This is a genomic window from Bradyrhizobium sp. McL0616, from assembly GCF_049993385.1.
Taxonomy (GTDB): domain Bacteria; phylum Pseudomonadota; class Alphaproteobacteria; order Rhizobiales; family Xanthobacteraceae; genus Bradyrhizobium.
This window is the reverse complement of sequence record NZ_CP188255.1, coordinates 2,127,991-2,147,135: the sequence shown is the minus strand read 5'-3', so window position 1 is coordinate 2,147,135 and position 19,145 is coordinate 2,127,991. Positions and strand designations below refer to the sequence as shown.

17 protein-coding genes, 1 other RNA gene and 1 pseudogene are annotated in these 19,145 nt (G+C 64.7%); 4 read left to right on the top strand and 15 right to left on the bottom strand.

Annotated features, from left to right (window positions below; all coding sequences use genetic code 11):
* The 3 genes from ACPPVR_RS10415 to ACPPVR_RS10405 all read right to left on the bottom strand — a co-directional run bounded on the left by ACPPVR_RS10415 (nt 1) and on the right by ACPPVR_RS10405 (nt 2,039).
* Nucleotides 1-1,233: an RNA polymerase sigma factor gene (locus ACPPVR_RS10415; RefSeq protein WP_426616063.1), complete on the bottom strand. Its 1,233-nt coding sequence runs from the start codon at nt 1,231-1,233 to the stop codon at nt 1-3.
* The gene (locus ACPPVR_RS10410; protein ID WP_426614138.1) at nt 1,233-1,583 is read right to left on the bottom strand and encodes a YciI family protein; all 351 of its coding nucleotides are present in this window, start codon (nt 1,581-1,583) and stop codon (nt 1,233-1,235) included. The genes ACPPVR_RS10415 and ACPPVR_RS10410 overlap by 1 nt, the downstream gene beginning before the upstream one ends.
* 105 nt (nt 1,584-1,688) lie before the next feature.
* Nucleotides 1,689-2,039 carry a YciI family protein gene (locus ACPPVR_RS10405; RefSeq protein ID WP_426614137.1) on the bottom strand — a complete coding sequence of 117 codons (351 nt, stop codon included), beginning with the start codon at nt 2,037-2,039 and terminating at the stop codon, nt 1,689-1,691.
* A 148-nt stretch (nt 2,040-2,187) separates the two neighbouring features.
* On the opposite strand from ACPPVR_RS10405, the gene rnpB reads away from it, so the two are divergent.
* Nucleotides 2,188-2,619: RNase P RNA component class A (gene rnpB / locus ACPPVR_RS10400), an RNA gene on the top strand.
* A gap of 164 nt (nt 2,620-2,783) precedes the next feature.
* On the opposite strand, the gene ACPPVR_RS10395 is transcribed toward rnpB, so the two are convergent.
* Together ACPPVR_RS10395 and ACPPVR_RS10390 are read right to left on the bottom strand one after the other, a co-directional pair.
* Nucleotides 2,784-3,497: an alpha/beta fold hydrolase gene (locus ACPPVR_RS10395; RefSeq protein ID WP_426614136.1), complete on the bottom strand. Its 714-nt coding sequence runs from the start codon at nt 3,495-3,497 to the stop codon at nt 2,784-2,786.
* 74 nt (nt 3,498-3,571) lie between these two features.
* Complete coding sequence (locus ACPPVR_RS10390; RefSeq protein ID WP_426614135.1) at nt 3,572-4,003, bottom strand: DUF983 domain-containing protein; 432 nt, start codon at nt 4,001-4,003, stop codon at nt 3,572-3,574.
* Between the two features lie 79 nt (nt 4,004-4,082).
* On the opposite strand from ACPPVR_RS10390, the gene ACPPVR_RS10385 reads away from it, so the two are divergent.
* A complete protein-coding gene (locus ACPPVR_RS10385; protein WP_426614134.1) occupies nt 4,083-5,453 on the top strand; it encodes a PLP-dependent aminotransferase family protein in 1,371 nt (456 codons plus the stop codon).
* A 7-nt stretch (nt 5,454-5,460) separates the two neighbouring features.
* Here the strand turns inward: ACPPVR_RS10385 and ACPPVR_RS10380 are convergent, their stop codons facing one another.
* Nucleotides 5,461-5,718 (bottom strand): hypothetical protein, encoded by a 258-nt coding sequence (locus ACPPVR_RS10380; protein ID WP_426614133.1) that lies wholly within the window; start codon nt 5,716-5,718, stop codon nt 5,461-5,463.
* 222 nt (nt 5,719-5,940) lie between these two features.
* Here ACPPVR_RS10380 and ACPPVR_RS10375 point away from each other — a divergent pair, with 222 nt between their 5' ends.
* Nucleotides 5,941-6,684 carry a sulfite exporter TauE/SafE family protein gene (locus ACPPVR_RS10375; protein ID WP_426614132.1) on the top strand — a complete coding sequence of 248 codons (744 nt, stop codon included), beginning with the start codon at nt 5,941-5,943 and terminating at the stop codon, nt 6,682-6,684.
* Here ACPPVR_RS10375 and ACPPVR_RS10370 read toward each other — a convergent pair.
* The 5 genes and pseudogenes from ACPPVR_RS10370 to ACPPVR_RS10350 form a co-directional block, all read right to left on the bottom strand.
* Nucleotides 6,681-7,960: pseudogene (locus tag ACPPVR_RS10370) on the bottom strand (O-antigen ligase family protein). The gene ACPPVR_RS10375 and the pseudogene ACPPVR_RS10370 overlap by 4 nt on opposite strands.
* Nucleotides 7,961-8,037: 77 nt before the next feature.
* A complete protein-coding gene (locus tag ACPPVR_RS10365; protein WP_426614131.1) occupies nt 8,038-9,444 on the bottom strand; it encodes an MATE family efflux transporter in 1,407 nt (468 codons plus the stop codon).
* Nucleotides 9,445-9,503: 59 nt separating this feature from the next.
* A complete protein-coding gene (locus ACPPVR_RS10360) occupies nt 9,504-11,303 on the bottom strand; it encodes an ABC transporter ATP-binding protein (RefSeq protein ID WP_426614130.1) in 1,800 nt (599 codons plus the stop codon).
* Between the two features lie 411 nt (nt 11,304-11,714).
* Nucleotides 11,715-13,304 carry a DHA2 family efflux MFS transporter permease subunit gene (locus tag ACPPVR_RS10355; protein ID WP_426614129.1) on the bottom strand — a complete coding sequence of 530 codons (1,590 nt, stop codon included), beginning with the start codon at nt 13,302-13,304 and terminating at the stop codon, nt 11,715-11,717.
* Between the two features lie 31 nt (nt 13,305-13,335).
* Nucleotides 13,336-14,652, bottom strand: coding sequence for an HlyD family efflux transporter periplasmic adaptor subunit (locus ACPPVR_RS10350; protein WP_426614128.1), 1,317 nt, complete (start codon nt 14,650-14,652; stop codon nt 13,336-13,338).
* Between the two features lie 220 nt (nt 14,653-14,872).
* Here ACPPVR_RS10350 and ACPPVR_RS10345 point away from each other — a divergent pair, with 220 nt between their 5' ends.
* A complete protein-coding gene (locus tag ACPPVR_RS10345; protein WP_426614127.1) occupies nt 14,873-15,508 on the top strand; it encodes a TetR/AcrR family transcriptional regulator in 636 nt (211 codons plus the stop codon).
* A 15-nt stretch (nt 15,509-15,523) separates the two neighbouring features.
* Here the strand turns inward: ACPPVR_RS10345 and ACPPVR_RS10340 are convergent, their stop codons facing one another.
* From ACPPVR_RS10340 to ACPPVR_RS10325, 4 genes are all read right to left on the bottom strand, one after another.
* Nucleotides 15,524-16,102 carry a histidine phosphatase family protein gene (locus ACPPVR_RS10340; protein ID WP_426614126.1) on the bottom strand — a complete coding sequence of 193 codons (579 nt, stop codon included), beginning with the start codon at nt 16,100-16,102 and terminating at the stop codon, nt 15,524-15,526.
* A 105-nt stretch (nt 16,103-16,207) separates the two neighbouring features.
* Entirely contained in the window at nt 16,208-17,398 is a 1,191-nt protein-coding gene (locus ACPPVR_RS10335; RefSeq protein ID WP_426614125.1) for an extensin family protein, read from the bottom strand.
* A gap of 242 nt (nt 17,399-17,640) precedes the next feature.
* Nucleotides 17,641-18,090, bottom strand: coding sequence for a hypothetical protein (locus tag ACPPVR_RS10330; RefSeq protein ID WP_426614124.1), 450 nt, complete (start codon nt 18,088-18,090; stop codon nt 17,641-17,643).
* Between the two features lie 144 nt (nt 18,091-18,234).
* Nucleotides 18,235-19,074 carry a DUF2147 domain-containing protein gene (locus tag ACPPVR_RS10325; protein ID WP_426614123.1) on the bottom strand — a complete coding sequence of 280 codons (840 nt, stop codon included), beginning with the start codon at nt 19,072-19,074 and terminating at the stop codon, nt 18,235-18,237.
* Nucleotides 19,075-19,145 lie beyond the last annotated feature (71 nt).

Here is a 19,145-nt window from a genome sequence, read left to right as displayed (position 1 = left end):
CTAACCGAGCTCCCTCACCCGCCGCGCATACAGCCGCCGCAGCGGCTCCAGCTGCGTCGCCCCGGTCGCCGCACGATAAGCCTCGCGCGCCTCCTCTTTCCGCTCCAATCGCCGCAACAGATCCGCGCGCACCGCCGGCAACAGCTCGTAACCCGCGAGCCCGCCGCGCGCAGCGGTCGCGTCGACCAGATCGAGCGCGCGCGCCGGACCGTCGACCATCGAAACCGCAGCGGCGTGATTGAGCTCGATCACCGGCGACGGATTGATGCGCAGCAGCACTTCGTAGAGCCCGGCGATTTGCGGCCAGTCGGTTTGCTCGTAGCTCGGCGCGCGGGCGTGCAGCGCGGCGATCGCGGCCTGAACCACATAGGGTTGCGGCCGGCCGGGCATCCGCAGCGCGTCGTCCACGAGACGCAGACCCGTCTCGATCTGTGCGCGATCCCAGAGCGAACGGTCCTGTTCCTCCAGCAGCACGATGTCGCCGGCCGATGTCGCGCGCCCGGCGCGGCGCGCATCATGCAGCAGCATCAGGGCCAGCAGGCCCTTGATCCCGGAGCGATCCGGCATCAGACGATCGAGCAACCGGCCGAGCCTGATCGCCTCGACCGCGAGATCCGGCCGCATCAAATCCGCGCCCGAGGTTGCGACGTAGCCTTCGGTGAAGACGAGATAGATCACGGCGAGCACGCCGTTGAGCCGCGGCGCCAGCGCGACGTGCTCCGGCACCTCGTAGGGAATGCCGGCGAGCCTGATCTTCTGCTTGGCGCGGACGAGACGCTGCGCCATCGCATCCTCACCGATGAGGAAGGCGCGCGCGACCTGGGCCATGGAAAGCCCGCAGACGGTGCGCAGCGTCAGCGCGACCTGAACCTCGGCGGCGAATGCCGGGTGGCAGCAGGTGAAGATCAGCCGCAGCATGTCGTCGTCGAGCATCGCCGGCGGCTCGGCCGGCGCTTGCGCGTTGAGCTCGAGCTCATGCACGAGCGCCTGCTGCTTGCCGCGGAACACAGCCTGCCGCCGGACGCGGTCGATCGCCTTGTTGCGGCCGACATTGACCAGCCAGGCACGCGGATTGTCGGGCACCTCGCCCGCCGACCAGCGCTCCAGCGCAACCGCGAAGGCATCCTGGAGCGCGTCCTCGGCAAGATCGAAATCACCGACGAGGCGGATCAGCGTGGCGAGCGCCCGCCCCGCCTCGTCGCGGAAGATTTTGTCGATGTCGGCAGGAGAGATCACTTGTAGATCATGACCGGCCTGACCTCGATCGACCCTTCCCTGGCCTCGGGAATCCGCGCTGCCAGTGCAATGGCGGTGTCGAGATCCTTGGCCTCGACCAGATAGTAGCCGCCGAGCTGCTCGCGGGTCTCCGCGAACGGACCGTCGGTCGTCAGGGTCTTGCCCTCGCGCACCCGCACGGTGGTCGCCGTCGTGGTCGGCTGAAGCCCGTCGCCGGCCTTGAAATTGCCGCTTTGGACGATGGACTGCGTATAGGCGCCGTACTCCGCTGACACCGCCTGACGGTCCGCGGGAGACATGTTGATCAGCTTTTGTTCGTTCCGGTAGATCAGCAGCAGATACTGCATGGCTTAACTCCTGTTGTTCGGGGGATCACCGACATCCAGTCGAACGGGGCCAACATCAAACGACATCGTCGGGAGATTTTTTTTCGCGCACCCTTCGGACCGAGGTCATTTGTAGATCATGACCGGCCTGACTTCGATCGAGCCGTCCCTGGCTCCGGGAATCCGCGCAGCCATCGCGATCGCGGCATCGAGATCCCTGGCCTCGACCAGATAGTAGCCACCGAGTTGCTCGCGCGTCTCGGCGAAGGGACCATCAGTCGCCAAGATCTTGCCCTCGCGAACGCGAACGGTGGTCGCGGTCGAGGTCGGCTGGAGCCCGTCGCCGGCCTTGAAGTTGCCGCTCTGGACGATGGACTGGGTGTACGCGGAATACTCCGCCAACAGCTTTTGATAGTCTGCGGGGTCCATCTTGCTCTGTTGAGCTTCGTTCCGGTAGATCAGCAGCAAATACTGCATGGCTCACTCCTGTTGCTCGGCTGGATTGCCGGCATCCAGTCGAACCGGGCCCCACGCCCAACGACATCTTCAGGATAAATTATTTGCAGCCGGCGTGCGCGACGATCTGTGCTTGACGAAACCGTCACAAATGCCCATGCGTAACCCGTCAGTCGGCCGGACGGCCGCTCCGGCAAGTGCCGAAAGGCCGCCGGGGAGGAAAGTCCGGGCTCCCTTGACATACGGTGCCGGATAACGTCCGGCGGGGGCAACCCCAGGGAAAGTGCCACAGAGAACGAACCGCCCGCCTCCGCAGCGCAAGCTGCGCAGGAGGGTAAGGGTGAAAAGGTGCGGTAAGAGCGCACCGCGGCTTCGGCAACGAAGCTGGCATGGTAAACCCCACCGGGAGCAAAACCGAATAGGGACGGCAAATGCGGGCCGATCGCGCAAGCGATAACGCCGCGGGGCGATGTCAGGCCCGCCGTCCGGGTAGGTTGCTCGAGGCCATGTGCAAACATGGTCCCAGAGGAATGGCCGTCACGTATCGTTTGCGCAAGCAGGCGGTGCCTTACAGAACCCGGCTTACAGGCCGGCTGATATTCTAAAGCGTTTTCGAGCGAAGTGGTTTTCCGGTTCGCGTGAAGAAAATGCGTCTTGCTAAAGAAGTGACGAGGGGTTCGATGCTAACGCATCGGACCCCTCACCATTTTCAAAGGCCGTATTCCGGGGCGTGCGCAGCACAAGCCCCGGAATGGCGAACGTGAGCTAACCGACGATCTTCTCCAGCACGCCCTTCAACGCCTCCGGCGCAGTCACGTTCGGCGCGTGACTCGCATCGAGTTCGAAATAGCGCCAGCCATCCTCGCTCTTCGCGCGCTTCGCGAATTGCCCGAACACATCGCTCGGCGGGATGCGCTTGCAATAGATGTAGCTGCGCGGCATCGACGGCTCGCCATGTGCGAGCTTCAGCTTCGTCTCGCAGCATTTGATCGGCATGTTGACGCGGCGCTCGTCCAGCCAGTCGAGATCGGCCTGCAGCGTATCCGGCGGTGGGGGGTTCGGCGGGATGCGGTAGCCGTCTCCCGCGGCGGCTGCCTTGCGCATCGGCTCGCGCCCGCCTTCGTTGAGATCGAACAGCGATTGCCCGTCACGCGGCACGAAGGCATCGAGATAAATGAGCTGCGTCACGCGTTCGCGGGCGCGATCGGCCACACCGGTGGCGACCATGCCGCCATAGCTGTGGCCGATCAGCACGATGTCATTGAGATCCTCGAACCTGATGACGTTCAGGATATCCTGGATATGCGTGTCGAGATCGACACCGGGACTGGCGAGATGTTCACGCTCGCCGAGCCCGGTATAAGTCGGCGCCACTAGGCGATGACCGGCCTGTGCCATCAACGGATGCATCTTCTTCCAGGACCATCCGCCGGACCATGCGCCATGACAGAGTAGAAAAATCTTCGGGCATCCGGCCATCTACATTTTCCATCGTTGGTGTCGGTGCGATGGAGTGTAGTGGTGGGTCGCGCCAAATAAACTTCACGACTGCTTCAGGCGGCGCGCGAATCCTTCACAAGTGCCGGAGCGAACTCGGTGGCCTCGCGCCGTAGCTTGCCCGCCTCGAAACCGTGCATGCCGATCTGCCATTGCAGGCCGACGATGGCACCCTTGGTCGGCTGCAGCAGGGCGAGCGAAGCGAACAGCGTCACCGGCAGCCATACCGCGAGTTGCAGCCAGACAGCCGGCGCATAGGCCGTCTCGACCGCGAGGATCGCGGGCACCACGAGATGGCCGACCACGACCATTACCAGATAGGCCGGGAAGTCGTCAGCGCGCTGGTGAAACAGCTCCTCGCCGCAATGGTCGCAGCTATCGGCGACTTTCAGGAAACGGCCGAACGCGTGCCCTTCGCCGCAGTTCGGGCACTTGCCCAGAAAACCGCGCCACATCGCCTTCGAGAGAGAGACTGAACCCGTTGCCATGACAGCACCTCTTCCTTTTCTTTGATCCATACAATAGTATCTTGTATCCATACATTCAAAGGATATGGACCTGAATTGCATGGACTGGACCCCTACAATCTCGGAGCTGTCAGGCCCGCGCTACCAGCGCATCGTCGAGGCCATGGAGGCCGACATCGCGGCCGGCCGGCTGGTCCGCGGCCAGCAACTGCCGACACAGCGCGCGCTCGCCAAAGCGCTCGGCATCGACCTGACCACGGTGACGCGCGCCTACACCGAGGCGCGGCGCCGCGGGATTCTGGAGGCGCGGGTCGGACAAGGGTCGTTCGTCTCGGAGACCAGTGCGCGCCGCGCGGTCGACCTGCCGCATCCCGTTGCGATCGACCTTTCGATGAACGTGCCGCCGCATCCGCTCGAAGCGCAGCTCGACGAACGCATCATCGCAGGTCTGGAGGCGATCCGCGCACAGTCGGGACTGACTGCGCATCTGAATTACCAGCCGCCCGGCGGCAGCGCACATGAGCGCGAGGTCGCGGCGCGATGGTTGCGCGCACGCGTTCCGCATGCACATCCCGACAAGCTCGTGATCTTTCCGGGCACGCAGACAATCCTCTTCAACGTGCTCGCTTATCTCGCGCGGCCCGGCGATATCGTGCTGACGGAGGCCCTCACGTTCCCCGGCGTCAAGGCCGCCGCCGCACGGCTCGGCGTCAAGCTCGTCGCCGTGACGATGGATGAGGGCGGCATTTTGCCTGATGCTCTTGCCAAGGCTTGTCGCACGCACAAGCCGAAGGCCGTCTATCTCATTCCGACGCTGCACAATCCGACCACCGCGACGCTGTCTGCCGAGCGGCGCAGCGCAATCGCAAAGATCATCCGCGAGGCCGGCACTGTGCTGATCGAGGACGACGCCTATGGGCTGCTCGACCGCGCGGCGTCGCCGATCGCCAACCTCATTCCGGAGCGGACGTATCTGGCGACCACGCTGTCAAAATGCATCGCGCCGGCGTTGCGCGTGGCCTATCTGCTGACGCCCGATGCCGACGCGCAGCAGGAGATGCGGAGCTATTTGCAAGCCACCGTGCAGATGCCGGCGCCGCTGATGGTCGCGCTGGTGACGCACTGGCTCGAGAGCGGCATCGCCGACCGCATCATCACCGCGATCCGCAACGAGGCCGTCGGCCGCCAGCAGCTGGCACAGCGGGCGCTGAAGGGTTTTCAATTCCAGGCCAAGCCTGCCGCCCACCACCTGTGGCTAAAACTGCCGGACGGCCGCCCCGATGTCGCGGCGCATCTGTTGCGAAACGGGCTCGCGGTCGTTGCCGGCGATGCCTTCGCAGTCGATGGGGTACCGCCCCATGCGGCGCGCGTGTCGCTTGGCGCAGCGCGCAACAGATCGGAATTGACGGAGGCGCTGCGCATCCTGGTCGGCGCGATGCATAAGACCGCCGATACCAGGCAGATCGTCTAGCAGAAACCTACTGCTGACGGCGGTGGCGGGTGCGGACGACTGGCGCAGCGGGTGACGGATAAGCCGCATAGGCCTCGCTCGGTGCCACTGTCTCGCCGCGAGCCGCGCGCCCCGCGGGCGTGAGCTGGCCACCGTTCAGAACGTCGCGATCGGGATGGGCGGCCTGATAGGCAGCGGGCTCCGAAAACTGCGCCTGCGCCAATGTCGGCATCAAGGCCGCCGCCGACAACAGCGTGGCCGCAATGGCAATGCTCGTGCGGGTCATGATCATGCTCCTTCGTCTCATCGGGACTGACGAAGCGCAGATCCGCTTGCGGTCCCCCAAATTGCTGCACGAGCGTCATGTAGGCGCGTCTTCCGAGAACGCCCGCCCTTGGGGATCACGCTTGCGTGCGGTTTTGAAATTGACCTCCTCGGGTCGCATTTGTGCTATGCGCCAAACGGCGATCTACGCCTCGCGATTGCCGGTAACGACAGGATTTGATTGGTGGAAACGTCCCACATTGCGCTGCTGCTGTTGGGCGCGCTGGCCGGCGGCTTCGTCTCGGGGCTAGCCGGCTTCGGCACGGCGCTGATGGCGCTCGGCATCTGGCTCTACGTGCTGCCGCCCTCGCTCGCGGTGCCGCTGGTGCTGATCTGCTCGGTGATCGCGCAGAGCTCGACGCTGCCGTCGATGTGGAAGAGCTTTGACCTCTCGCTGGTCTGGCCGTTCCTGATCGGCGGGCTGATCGGCGTGCCGCTTGGGACCATGATGGTGGCTTCCGCCGACCCAAAAGTTTTCAAGCTGAGCGTCGGAGTGTTGATCCTCGTCTTCTCGGCTGCGCTCTACCTGAACAAGCGGCCGCTCGCATACAAATTCGGCGGCCGCATTGCCGACGGCGTCATCGGCTTCGCCGGCGGCATATTGGGCGGCCTCGCCGGATTATCCGGACCCCTGCCGATCCTGTGGGCGAATATCCGCGGCTGGAACAAGCATGAGCGGCGCGGCATCTTCCAGCTCTTCAATTTTACGGTGCTGGCCACCGCACTGGTATTGCAGACCGCATCAGGCCTGGTCGAGCTCAAGGTGGTGTGGCTCGCACTGGTCGCCTTTCCCGGCACGCTGATCGGCGCATGGGCCGGTGCACGCGTCTATCACGCGCTGAGCGACAAGCATTTTGGCGATGTCGTGCTCGGCCTGTTGTTCCTGTCGGGAGCCACTCTCGTCTGGAACAGTTTGGGCACGCACTAGCTCGATGTCTTCTTCGCTGCGAGTGCCATGCCGCCGGCAACGCCGACGCCGAGCACGTAGATCCAGCCCTCGGTGAAATCGAACAGATGCGAGTTGAACAGCGAGGACAGCATGTTCTGGACCACGACCAGGAGGCCGATCCAGCAGGCCAGCCCCTCGCCGCGGAACATCAGGAGATGTGCAAACCACAAACCGTAGAGCACTAGCACACCGAGGGCGCCCCATTGCACGGCGACATTGAGGGTCTGGTTGTGGGGATCGCTGACGACCTCGCCATGCAACGGATCGATTTCCGCATCGGCAGCCACGCTTGCGAACAGGCCGCGGGTCGATCCGGTGCCGTGACCAAGCAGCGGCGCGGTGGCGATGAATTGCACCGACTTCCGCCAATATTCCAGCCGCGAGCCCATGCCGCTGATCGAATTGTTGTCCTTCTCAATGCTTCTTTCGTAATCACCCTGAAACTTCGCGACGGTCGCGCGCAGGTGCGGCGAGACATTCCACAGCACGAGCGTCAACAGCGCCATCGCGCCGGCGGCGAGCACGGCCGTACGCCAGCGCAGATGCAGCAGCGCGAACGCCATTAGCAGGATCGGCAGCGTCACCAGCGCCGTGCGTGAGACCACGACGAACATCATGTTGGCGAGGAAGCCGATCGCCATGAACGCAAGCAGCGCTGCGATGCGAATGCGGCCGGCGCGGAATAGCGTCACGACCGGATAGACCAGCGCGATCGCGCAGAGCGCGAACTCGTGGCTCTGGTCGATATAGTTGCGCACCGCGACCCCGCTCTCGAACTTGTGGGGCCCGCGCGACAGATAGAGCTTCAGCGAAAGGTTGGGGTCGATCGCGACAGCGAAGGAGTAAAGCATCAGCAGCGTGCAGGATGCGAGGAAGGCCTTGAGCACCCAATTGCCGTAGGGCCAGCGCTCGAACTGGTAGATCAGGAGCGGCAGCACCAGCAGCTTCGCTGATGGCCCGATCGCATGCAGCCGCTCGGGCCAGGACGCCTCCGACCACAGCGTGCCGACGACGGCCAGCGCAAACAGCGCGATCGGCAGCAGGCAGACCGGGCGGAGCAGCGAGCGCGGCAAGTCGCGGAGATCGACGAAAGCGAAAGTGATCAGCCAGGGCAGCAGCGCCAGGGTCACCCGGTGGTCGACCACGGCAACAGCAGCGCGGCCAGCGCGACGAAACGGGCCGGCGTGCGGTAGCGCGCGGCCCAGATCGCCGACAGCCAGGGCGCCGGCCGCTGTTCGTTCAAAACTTCGCTCATCCAAGCCCCTCGCAGATTCGCATGCCGTTCCCGCGGCGCGGCAAACTAGCCGGAGCCGTGGGTGGGCGACAAGCTCGCTACGCGGGCGCGCGGGCAGGAGACGTCGCGGGCTCAGGCTCAGTCTGCTCCGAAACCTCCTCGTGCCGGAGCAACACCAGGCGCTTGCCGAATTCGCGGCGCAGCAACCACAGGCTCAAGGCGGCCTGTAGCGTTGTCGCCCCGATCGACAGGTACCAGACGTACTCCATCCGGACGCCCGGCCGCGTCGACATCCAGATCGCCGGCAGCGAATAGGTGAACACGCGCGTTGCCGAGCTCACGAGCACCGGCTTGGTGTTGCCGAGGCCCTGGAACATGCTCGAGCAGGTGAAGATCAGGCCCTGCGCCACCATGTTGAGCGAGATGATCCGCAAGAACAGGAAGGCAATCGCCATGGTCTCCTGGTCGTTCGAGAACCCCGCAAGCAAGAGCTCCGGCTTCAATTGCGCGAGGCACATGAAGCCGATCATCACGACACTGGTGATCAGCGCCGACTTGACGAAGGTCTCCCGCACGCGCTCGCCGTTTCCGGCGCCAACGTTCTGGCCGGCGATCGGCCCGGCGGCCAGCGCAACCGCGAGCGCCGGCATCTGGATCAGGCCGAGCACCCGTTGCCCGATCCCGAATCCTGCCTGCGCGGCCGCGCCGAAATCGCGCAGCACGTAGTAGACCACCGCCATCAGGATGAACATCATCGCGAACTCGCCGCCGGCAGGCAATCCGACATTGAGGATGCGCTTGAGATGCCGCGACTGCGGACGCCACTGTGCCGGATTGAAGGCGACGTAGCGCTCGACCTTGCGGAAATACGCAAGCAGCATCAGAACGCCGATCAGCACCGCGATCGAGCTCGCCAGCCCGGCGCCGGCAACGCCGAGGGCATGGCCCGTGCCCCAGCCCGTGATCAGCACCGGCGCCAGCGCGATGTTGATGACGACGGCGAGCGCCTGCACCAGCATGGCGGGACGCACGATGCCGGTGGCGCGGAGCGCGGATGCCATCACCTGGGTCGCGAATTGCAGCGCCAGCGCTGGCATGAACCACAGCAGATAAGTGGTCCCCGCCTCGATCGTAGCCTGGTCCGCGGCAATCGCGCGCATGTAGAGGCGTGACAGCGCGACGCCTGCGACCAGGGTCAACAGGCCGAACAGCACCGAAAGCGCGATCGCCTGGTTGAAGATCAAATTGGCATCCGGCCGGTCCTTGCGTCCCACGGCGTGCGCAATCAGCGCCACCGTGCCGACGCCGAGCACCTGCATCAGTGCGTTGACGAGAAAACCTGCATTGCCGGCCGCGGCGACGCCCGCCACGGCCGCATCGCCCAATCCCGAAACAAAATACAGGTCGACCAGCTGGCAGATCATGATCGTGATCATGCCGACCATGATCGGCGGCGCCATGTGCAGGATGTGGCTCACGATGGAGCCGCGTGTCAGGTCTTTCATCTCATTCCATTCCTTGGGCGGTGTGACAGCGGGACTTTCGCCCCGCTGCCGCGCGCCTCTCATTCCGCCGCTGCGATATGCCCAAGCTCCACCACCTGGCGCTCGAACAGGCTGCGATAGATGCCGCCGGACTTCCCGGCGAGCATCGCGTGCGTACCCTGCTCGACGATCTCGCCACGGTCGAACACCAGGATCCGATCGAGGCTGCGCACCGTCGACAGCCGGTGCGCGATCACGATCGAGGTGCGGCCTTTCATCAGCCGCTCCATCGCCTGCTGGATCAGCGCCTCCGATTCCGAATCGAGACTCGAGGTCGCCTCGTCCAGGATCAGCACCGGCGCATCTGCCAGGAAGGCGCGCGCCAGCGCCACGCGCTGCCGCTCGCCGCCCGAGAGCTTGACGCCGCGCTCGCCGACCAGCGTGCCGTAGCCTTTCGGCAGGCGCAGGATGAAGTCGTGCGCGTTCGCCAGCCGCGCCGCCTGCTCAATCGCCTCCAGACTGGCACCCGGCCGGCCATAGGCGATGTTCTCGGCAAGCGTGCGGTGGAACAGGATCGGATCCTGCTGCACGATCGCGATCTGGCTGCGCAGCGATTGCTGCGTGGCCAGCGCGATATTCTGTCCATCGATCAACACGCGGCCGTCGGTGACGTCGTAGAGACGCTGCACCAGCTTGACGAAGGTGGTCTTGCCGGAGCCGGAGCGGCCAACGAGGCCGACCCTCTCGCCGGCGCGGATCGTGACCGACAGCCCGTCGTACAGCGGCGCGCGATGGCCGCCATAGTGGAACGTGACGTCGTCGAACACGATCTGGCCGCCCGCAATCGCGATCGGCCGCGCTTCGGCGGCATCCGCGATGCCGATCGGCTCGGCATGGATCGCCACCAGCTCCTCCATGTCGTTGACCGAGCGCTGCAGGTTGTTGATGTGCATGCCGACGTCGCGCAGATAGGCGTGGATGACGTAATAGCTGGTCAGCACATAGGTGACGTCGCCGGGCGAGGCATGCCCGGACATCCACAGCAGCACCGAGCCGCCGATCACGGACCCCCGCAGGCATAGCAGCAAAGAGAGCTGCGACATGGCGGTGTAGTTGTAACGCAGCCAGGTCCGCCGCACGCGCACGCGCCAGCGGTTGATGACGCGGGCGAGCCGCGCATCCTCGCGCGCTTCGGCGCCGAAGGATTTCACCACCGCATTGCAGGTCAGCGCATCCGCCAGCGTGCCGCCGACCTTGGTGTCCCAGGCATTGGAGACGCGCGCGGCCGGCGCGATGTAGCGCGTCGAGAACAGCACCGTCGTGACGACATAGACCAGCGCGCCAAGCGCAATCACCCCGCCGAGCGAGGCCCAGTGCACGCCGAGCAGGATCATCGAGCCGATCAGCACGAACAGCGACGGCAGCAGCGCCAGCAGGATGGTGTCGTTCAGCAGGTCGAGCGCCCACATGCCGCGGGTGATCTTGCGCACCGTGGAGCCAGCGAAGGAATTGGCGTGCCAGTCGGTCGAGAAGCGCTGCACGCGCATGAAAGCGTCCTGTACGACCTCGGCCATGATCTTCAGCGTGAACGGCACGATCATTTGGAGGCCGGTCAGCCGCAGCACCATCGAGGCCGCGCCCAGCGCAACGATGCCGCCCAATGCCACCAGCGCAGCGTGGCGCGCATCGGGATCGGACGGGCCGCGCGTCAACGCGTCGACCAGATGTCCCGAAAACACCGGCATGAACAAATCGGCGACGGTCGCACCTAGCAGGCCGCCGGCGATCGCAAGCGTCCGCCCCGGCTGCTTCAGCCAGTGCCGGAATACGAAGGGCAGCACCACGCGTATCGCCGCGGGCTTTTTGGACAGAGCGGTCATGGCATCATCCGGCCGCCTTGGCGCGGGCCGGCTCCATCGATGGACGCAGGCCGGCCGCGAGGGCCGAAACGGCGTCACGTAAAGTTGGGTTTGACTTTAAAAGTCGGGATTTGGAAAGTTGAGCGACCGGGACACAAAACCCGATCGAAGCTGGCGGAAATGGCCTCTAGGAGGCCGAGCACATACCGAGCCAGAGCATCATCGAGCGCGGGCGTACGATCTGCGAATGCGACGAAATCATGCAAATCCCTCCCCGGTTCAAATGAATGAGGTGCACTTTATAGATGTGTCGTTTGCGATTTGCAACGGGGCCTGCGCGAGATCACACGCGAGTGTTGCAATTTGGTGCCGGAGCCGCCGACTCTGTCATGCCCTGGCTTGTCGAGCGATCACAGCGCGTATGTGGCTCGACTAATGCGCGTCGCCGCCGCCGCCGAACGGCGAGGCCGGCTTGTTCAGCAATGTGACCAGCACGCTGAGCCCGAGATAGAACAGCGTCAGTATGAAGAAGGTATCGCCGTAGCTCATCACCACGGCCTGGCGGTGCACCATCTGGCTGAGCTGCTTCATCGCCATCAGCGTCGAGTCCCCGAGCCCCTGGAACTTCTGCATGAACATGTTCAGGGTTTCGGTCGCGGTCGTATTGCCCCAGGTCACGCGGTCCTGCAGGCGCGTGAGGTGCAGGTCGGTGCGGTCGTTGAGCACGGTGTTGATGACGGCGAGTCCGACCGCGCCGCCGAGATTGCGCATCAGGTTGAAGAGGCCGGAAGCATTCTTCACCCGGTCTGGCGGCAGCGTACCGAGCGCGATGTTGTTGGTCGGCACCATCGCGAACATCATGCCGACGCCGCGCAGGATCTGCGGGATCAGCAGCTCGTAGAAGTCGAAATCGCGCGTGATCCAGGTCATCTGGTAGGAGCCGATCGCGAACACGACCAGGCCGAACGCGATCATGTAGCGCATGTCGACGCTCGCCATCAGCCGGCCGACCAGCGGCGCGACCAGAAACATGGTGATGCCGGAGACGAACATGGTCTCGCCGATCATCAGCGCGCTGTAGCCGCGCACTTCGGCGAGATAGCGCGGATAGATGTATGTCAGGCCGTAGAGGCCGATGCCGATGCAGAATTGCAGCGTGCAGCCGACGGCGAAATTGCGGTTGGTGAACGTGCGCAGATTGACGATCGGCTCGGCCGCCGTGAAGACTCGCCAGAAGAAGGCAACCGCCGAGACGGCGCAGATCGCGGCACAGATCGCGACCGAGGTGTCCTGCAGCCATTCATATTGCGGGCCCTCCTCCAGCACATATTGCAGACTGCCGAGGAAGCCGGCCATGAAGATCAGGCCCCACCAGTCGAAACGGTCGAGCAGCTCGAAATGCGGCTCGTCGAAATCGACCAGCGCCAGCACGCCGATGGTGATGCCGATGCCGGGAATGACGTTGATGAAGAACAGCCAGTTCCACGACATCGCGTCGGTGATGATGCCGCCGACCGTGGGCCCGATGGTCGGAGCCAGCGTCGCGACGAGGCCGATGATCGGACCGACGATGTGGAATTTGGTACGCGGGAACACGGTGTAGGCCGAGGCGAACACGGTCGGGATCATGCCGGCGCCGAGAAAGCCCTGCAGCGCGCGCCAGAGGATCATCTCCTCGATCGTGGTGGCGAAGCCGCAGAGCAGGCTCGCGAAGGTGAAGCCGGCGGCCGAGATCGCGAACAACAGCCGCGTGCCGAAGGCGCGCGACAGGAATCCCGACAGCGGGATCGCGATCACCTCGGCGATCAGATAGGCGGTCTGGACCCAGGAGACCTCGCTCGAGCTCGCCGACAGGCCGGCCTGGATTTCGCTCAAGGAGGCCGAGACGATCTGGATGTCCAGGATCGACATGAACATCCCGAATACCATGATGATGAAGGCGATCATCCGCTTCGGCGCAATGCGCTCCGAAGCGGCGGCTGCCGCCATCATGGCAGGTGAAGCAGTCGTGGCGTTCGCCATGGTCTGACCTCGCAGCGCTTCAGATACGCGCCTACTGCGGATGGATCATGGTGGGATCGTCGAGATCGATCTCGCTGTCGGCGTCGGCCGCGCCCTTGTTGGTGTCGACGCTCGCGTAGACCGACATGCCGGCGCGGAGCAGGTTCTGCCTCGCAACCGACTTCGGCACGCGGATACGAACCGGCACGCGCTGCACGATCTTGGTGAAGTTGCCGGTGGCGTTGTCCGGCGGCAGCAGCGTGAACACCGAGCCCGCGCCCGCCGCGATGCTGTCGACGACGCCGCTGAACTTGCGCATGCCGTAGGCATCGACCTTGATCGTCACCGGCTGGCCGGGACGGATGCGCTTGAGCTGCGTTTCCTTGAAGTTGGCGTCGATATAGACGTCGTCGAGCGGCACAATGTTGCCGAGGCGCTGGCCGACCGCGACGAAGTCGCCGGCGCTGACGAGACGGTTGGAGAAGGTGCCGTCGACGGGCGCACGCACCTGGGTGAAGCTGAGGTCGCGCTCGGCCTTGGCGAGCGTGGTCTTGAGTTCGGCGAGCTGCGCCTGCGCTTCGGCCTGCTGCGCCTTGGCGACGTCGACATTGCTGAGCGCGGCGTCATAGGCGGCCTGCGCGGCCTTGACCGCGGCGGCGCCCTGGTCGCGTCCGGCTTCCGAGGACTCGAAGGTGGCGCGCGAGGCAAAGCCCTTGCTGCTCAGCGCCTGCTGGCGCTCATAATCGAGATCGGCACGCTTGAGGCCGGCTTCGGCGGAGACGAACTGGGCCTTGGCCTGCGCGACCTGGCTCTCGAGCGCGGCGACCTGGCGGCCGATGCGATCGATGGTGGCCTGCTGGGTCGCGATCCGGGTCGCGGCGGCGTCGACCGCGATCTTGTAGTCGCCGTCGTCGATACGGAAGACGGTGTCGCCGGCACGGACCAGCGAGTTGTCGCCGGCGAGGATCGAGGAGATGTGGCCGGCAACGCGCGCGCCCAGCATGGTGTTGTTGGCGCGGACATAGGCGTCGTCGGTGGAGACGTAGAAGCGGCCGACCAGCGTGTAGTAGCCGGCATAGCTTGCGGCCGCGAGCGCGAGCAGCAGGCCGACGCCCATCAGGACGAATTTGCGCTTGCCGGGTTTGGGCGTGCCTGGTGCGGTTGCGGCGGGGGCCGGCTCGTCGGTCACGGGGCTCTCCGGCGCCTCATTGATGCGGCGCTTGGTTTCCTCAGCCACATGAGAGCGCAACTGCTCGGCCAGCGCAGCGGACTTTTCCGGCGCAGCGTCGCCACCCGCCTGCTCCGGCGCGTGGTCCTGCGCCTGATCCAGCGGGACGACGCGCGCAGCCTGGTCTCTCGATGCGGCCATAAAGGCCTCCCCAACAAAAAATCGCGAGCCGGGACACGCCGTCGCGCGGCCCTGGCCCCTCTCACGCATCCAAATATAATTGACCGAACGGTTCGGTCAATCTAAATTGTACCCCGCATCGGACCGTACTGGTCCGAATCCTTTCTTTAGGTTTCCATGGTCCAAGAACTGGCCAAGAACTAGCCAGGACCTGACCAAAACCTTTCGAGAACCTAAACCAATGGTTGCAGCCGACCGCGAACATCTGCGTGTTGTCTCCGAAGAAGACAGCTCAAAACGCCGCCAGATCCTGGACGGCGCGCGCAAGGTCTTCATGGATCTCGGTTTCGACGGCGCCAGCATGGGCGAGATTGCGCGGGCGGCCGCCGTCTCCAAGGGCACACTCTACGTCTATTTTGCCGACAAAAGCGCTCTGTTCGAGGCAATTTTGGAGCAGGAGGCGCTCCAGCACGGTCAGGTTGTATTTAATTTCGACCCGGCCCGCGATGTCGAGACCACGCTGAAGGATTTCGGCCAGGCTTACATCCATCTGCTCTGCCGGCCCGGCGGCGGATCCGCGATCCGCACCGTGATGGCGATCGCCGAGCGCATGCCCGATGTCGGCCGCCGCTACTATGTGCGCGTGCTGGACAAGACCATCAACAGGCTTGCCGAATATCTCGCAGCCCATGTCGCCTCTGGCGATCTCAAGATCGACGATTGCGACCTTGCCGCCACGCAGTTCATGGAACTGTCCAAGGCCTCGCTGTTTCTGCCCTTCGTCTTCCAGGCGGCGCCGCCGCCGTCGGAAGAACGCATGGCCGAAGTGGTCGACAGCGCGACGCGGATGTTTCTGGCGGCCTACCGGGCGAAGTAGCGTCTTCGTCCCCACCTAAATCTCTTCCATTCTGCGCCAACCATGCAGGACCCGGCGCGCATCGCGCGTGAACGTAAAGACGTGGCCGCCTCCCGCCGGCTGATCGTGGACGCGATCGATCGGATGGCCGGCATAGTGACAGAACAGCAGCGTACCGACGGCGCCGTGCCCGACGAACAAAACGTCGCCCGACCGGTTGCGCGCCAGCACCGCCTCGGCCTCGCGCACGATGCGTGCCTGCGCATCGATCGCCCGCTCCCAGCCGCGGATGCTGAGATGCGGCTGCGCGAAGAACTGATTGGCGACCTCTTCGAACTCGGCTGGCTTTAGAAAACCCGTCGCTGAGCGGTCGTTCTCATGCATGGCCTCGCGGATATCGATCATGAGGCCGAGCGGGCTCGCGATGATCTCAGCGGTCTCGATGGCCTCGCGCTCGCCGCTGGAGATGATCTGCGTGGTGCGCGCAAGCCAGCTTGTTTTTGCGAGCGCTTGGATGCGCGTGCGACCGACCGGGCTGAGGCGCCATTGCGGCACCGGCACGTCGGGATCGATTTGCACCTGCGGGTGGGTGAGATAGCGAATGATGTCGGGCATGCGATTCACGCGGTCACAGCCCGCATGAGCGCAGCGATATGCGGGAATGCTGTCCCGGATATCGCTTCGCTCATCCGGGCGACAAGGGGCGCGCGCATTGCGCGCCTAATCGTCCGAGAACTCGTCTTCCTCGTTGACCTTCTCGCGCTTGTTGGTCTTGCGCGCACCGAGCGCGCCGGTGACCGAGGGATCGCGCGCATTCGCATAGGGACGGCGTCCGCCAGCGCGCGCGGCGACCTCTTCGCCGGAGACGGCGGCGGGCTGGCAGATCAGGCGGCGGCTGGCGCGGCGCATCAAATCGACGTGGATGTGATCGTAGTGATAGACGTTGGAGCCCGGCGCCAGCACCGTGGTGAAGTGCGCGCAGGCGCCCGACTGCACGTCGCGCAAAAAGCCCTGCTCTTCCGGCATGCCGCGCCAGCCGTCTTTCACGGAGATACGGCGGCCGTCGGCAAGCACGAAGGCGGCGACATCGAGCGCATTGCCGAAGGCGTGTTCGGAAATGTGGGCGCTCGGGTTGCCGTTCATGCCGCGGCAGGAATAGGCGGAGATCTGATTGATCTCGACCACGCGGGCACCGAACCAGCGCATCGCCGATGGCTGCACAGTGTCGGCGAACCAGCGGTCGAGCTCGGACACGATCGGACAGGCCAGCGTCGCGGTCGGCTTGATCGCGACCGGCCCGACGGCGGTGACGGGATTGCCTTGCGCAGGGCCGAGGCGCGGCGGCTGTTGCGCAGGGGCTTGCGAATAAGGCGCCGGCCGCGGCGGATAGCTCGGTGCATTCATGTAGCGCGCCGCGCCGGCGGCATCGGTACCTTCGGCCGGCAGGTCGATCTCGTCTTCCTGAGGCGCGACGCCAGGCGCACTCAGCGACACCGGGCCGGAGGATGCGCCATAGCCAGAGGGCTGGCGCACCGCGCTCTCGGGATAGTTCGATCGCTGCGGATAGGAGGATGCCGGATAGTTCGATTGCGGCTGCGTCACCGGCCAGCGTGGCTGGTTGCCGACGTTTCCGGGCGGGCGCAATTCCTCGTCGGCAAAACCGTAGCTGCTGGTGCCTTCGCCGATGGCGGCGACCTTCAGCGGAAACTCGGCGCCGCACATGCCGGGGCCGGAGATTGGTTCGATCCGAACGATCTCCGCGCTCTCTTTTACGGCGCCGGATTTCAGGCACGCCGCTTCGGCCTCGGCCCGCCACGGTTCACGTTCGGCCTGGAACAAGCCGCGTCCGCAACCCGCGAGCGAAACAAGGACGATGGAGCCGACGAGATACAAACGAACTCCGCGCGTCATGCGCGCACGTTCGGTGAATTTACTTAAAGACTCTTCAACGTGTTGATTTCAGCCTTCTTTAACCATGCCGGGCGCGGGCGTGAGATTGCCGCGCCGGTTGAACGACAGCACGGCTGACTTTTTTGGAAGTTCACTCTCTGTTAACCATAATAGTTGCGCGCGAGGCGGCGCGCGCAGAGGGAGCAATCCCAAGGGGATCTCAGGGAGCAACGTCATGACGTTCGTCGGGAGACTGAGCGTTATCACTGCGTACATCGCCATGGCCTTTGTCGGCGCCATCGTGCTCGGGATGATCTAGCAGCGACTACCGACCGCATTGCAGGACCAGCCCGGTTGCGTTCGCCGGGCGTTCTGCTGCATTCAAAATTCGAGCAGTCTGATCCCGTGATGCCGCCAATCTTGAAACTTCGGCACATCATGCCGGGGTTGTCGGGATCGGGATAGCGATCGTCCTTCTCGCGGCGAGTATAGCTGAAGCGCCAGCCACGTGCGCGCATGCAGCGTTTGTAGCCTGCCGATGTCGCCGTGCCGTTCTGCGGCGCGCCGAACTGCGCGTCGCAGAACCCGCTATCAACGTTCAGCGCGTCGTCGCCGCGCTTCTGCTTCAGCACGTTGGTCCAGATATCGGTGTCGGCGTGCGCCGAGATCGCGCTGCCGATCAGCAGCGCAGCGATGAGGGCAAGACGTTTCATGTAGGCTCTCCTTGCGTGCGTCGTCAGCCATCGGTCGCGCGCAAGGCAGATGCGGGTTCGGTGCGAGACGATTACAAATTAGACAGGCAAAACTGCCACCTTCCCTGGAGGACCCCTGGAGGGGAGGGTAAGAGGTGCGCGTTGCTACGACCGCGCGCCCCACTGCCGCGACGTCGTGATCAGTTTCTCTTGCCCCTCCTCGACGCGCACCCAATCGCTGCCGGAGCACCAGAAGTGGCCGAGCGCGCAAGCCTCGACGTGGAGCCTGCCGGAGGCCTTCAGCGTCATCGTGGCATAATAAGTGTTGCCGCTGGAGCGGCTGTAGATGTTGCCGGTCCAGACGTCGTCCGATTTCGGTTTCATGTTGACGAGCACGCTCTCGCCTTTGGTCGAAGCTTCCGTCAGTGCATAACCGCACAGCGCGGGGCCGCAATGTTCGATGCGCACCGTACCCTTGGCACCCGCGCTCTCCCATTGACCGAGCGGCGCGTCCGCAGGCTCGTCATCGGTATGCTGTGAGATCGCGACTGGCTTTGGCGCGATGACCGGGGGTGCAACGCGTGGCGGATCGAGAGATGTCGTTCGAGGCGGGTCGATACTCGGCGGCGCGGGCCTTGGCGGCAGCGGCAGAACAATTGGCTGTGATGTCGTGGCCGCAACCACAGGCGCGAGCGGCGGTGCGGGCGGCGCCACGACAATTGTCGCCTGCGGCGGTCTGACTGGCGATGCGACACAAACCGGCTGCGGCTGCACGATGGCCGGCGCAGGCGCGGGCGGCGGGGCCGGTGTGGTGTCGACATCCTCTATCCGCTTGATGCCGGGATTGGTGGAAATCGAAACGCAAGAGGTCGACCGGCAATTCCGAGGTGCTTCGACATGGAACCGGTGGCCGCCAATCGAGAAGGAATAGGAACCGGCCTGCGCTGCGGGCGCGACCGCCATCAGTGCGATCAATGTGCCAAGCGAAGTCGCAAGCCGCTTCATCGACGCCTCCCTCCGTGTCGCGACGACGTTACGCAAGGGAACGGCGGCTGAATGTGCGCTGGCTCACCCAA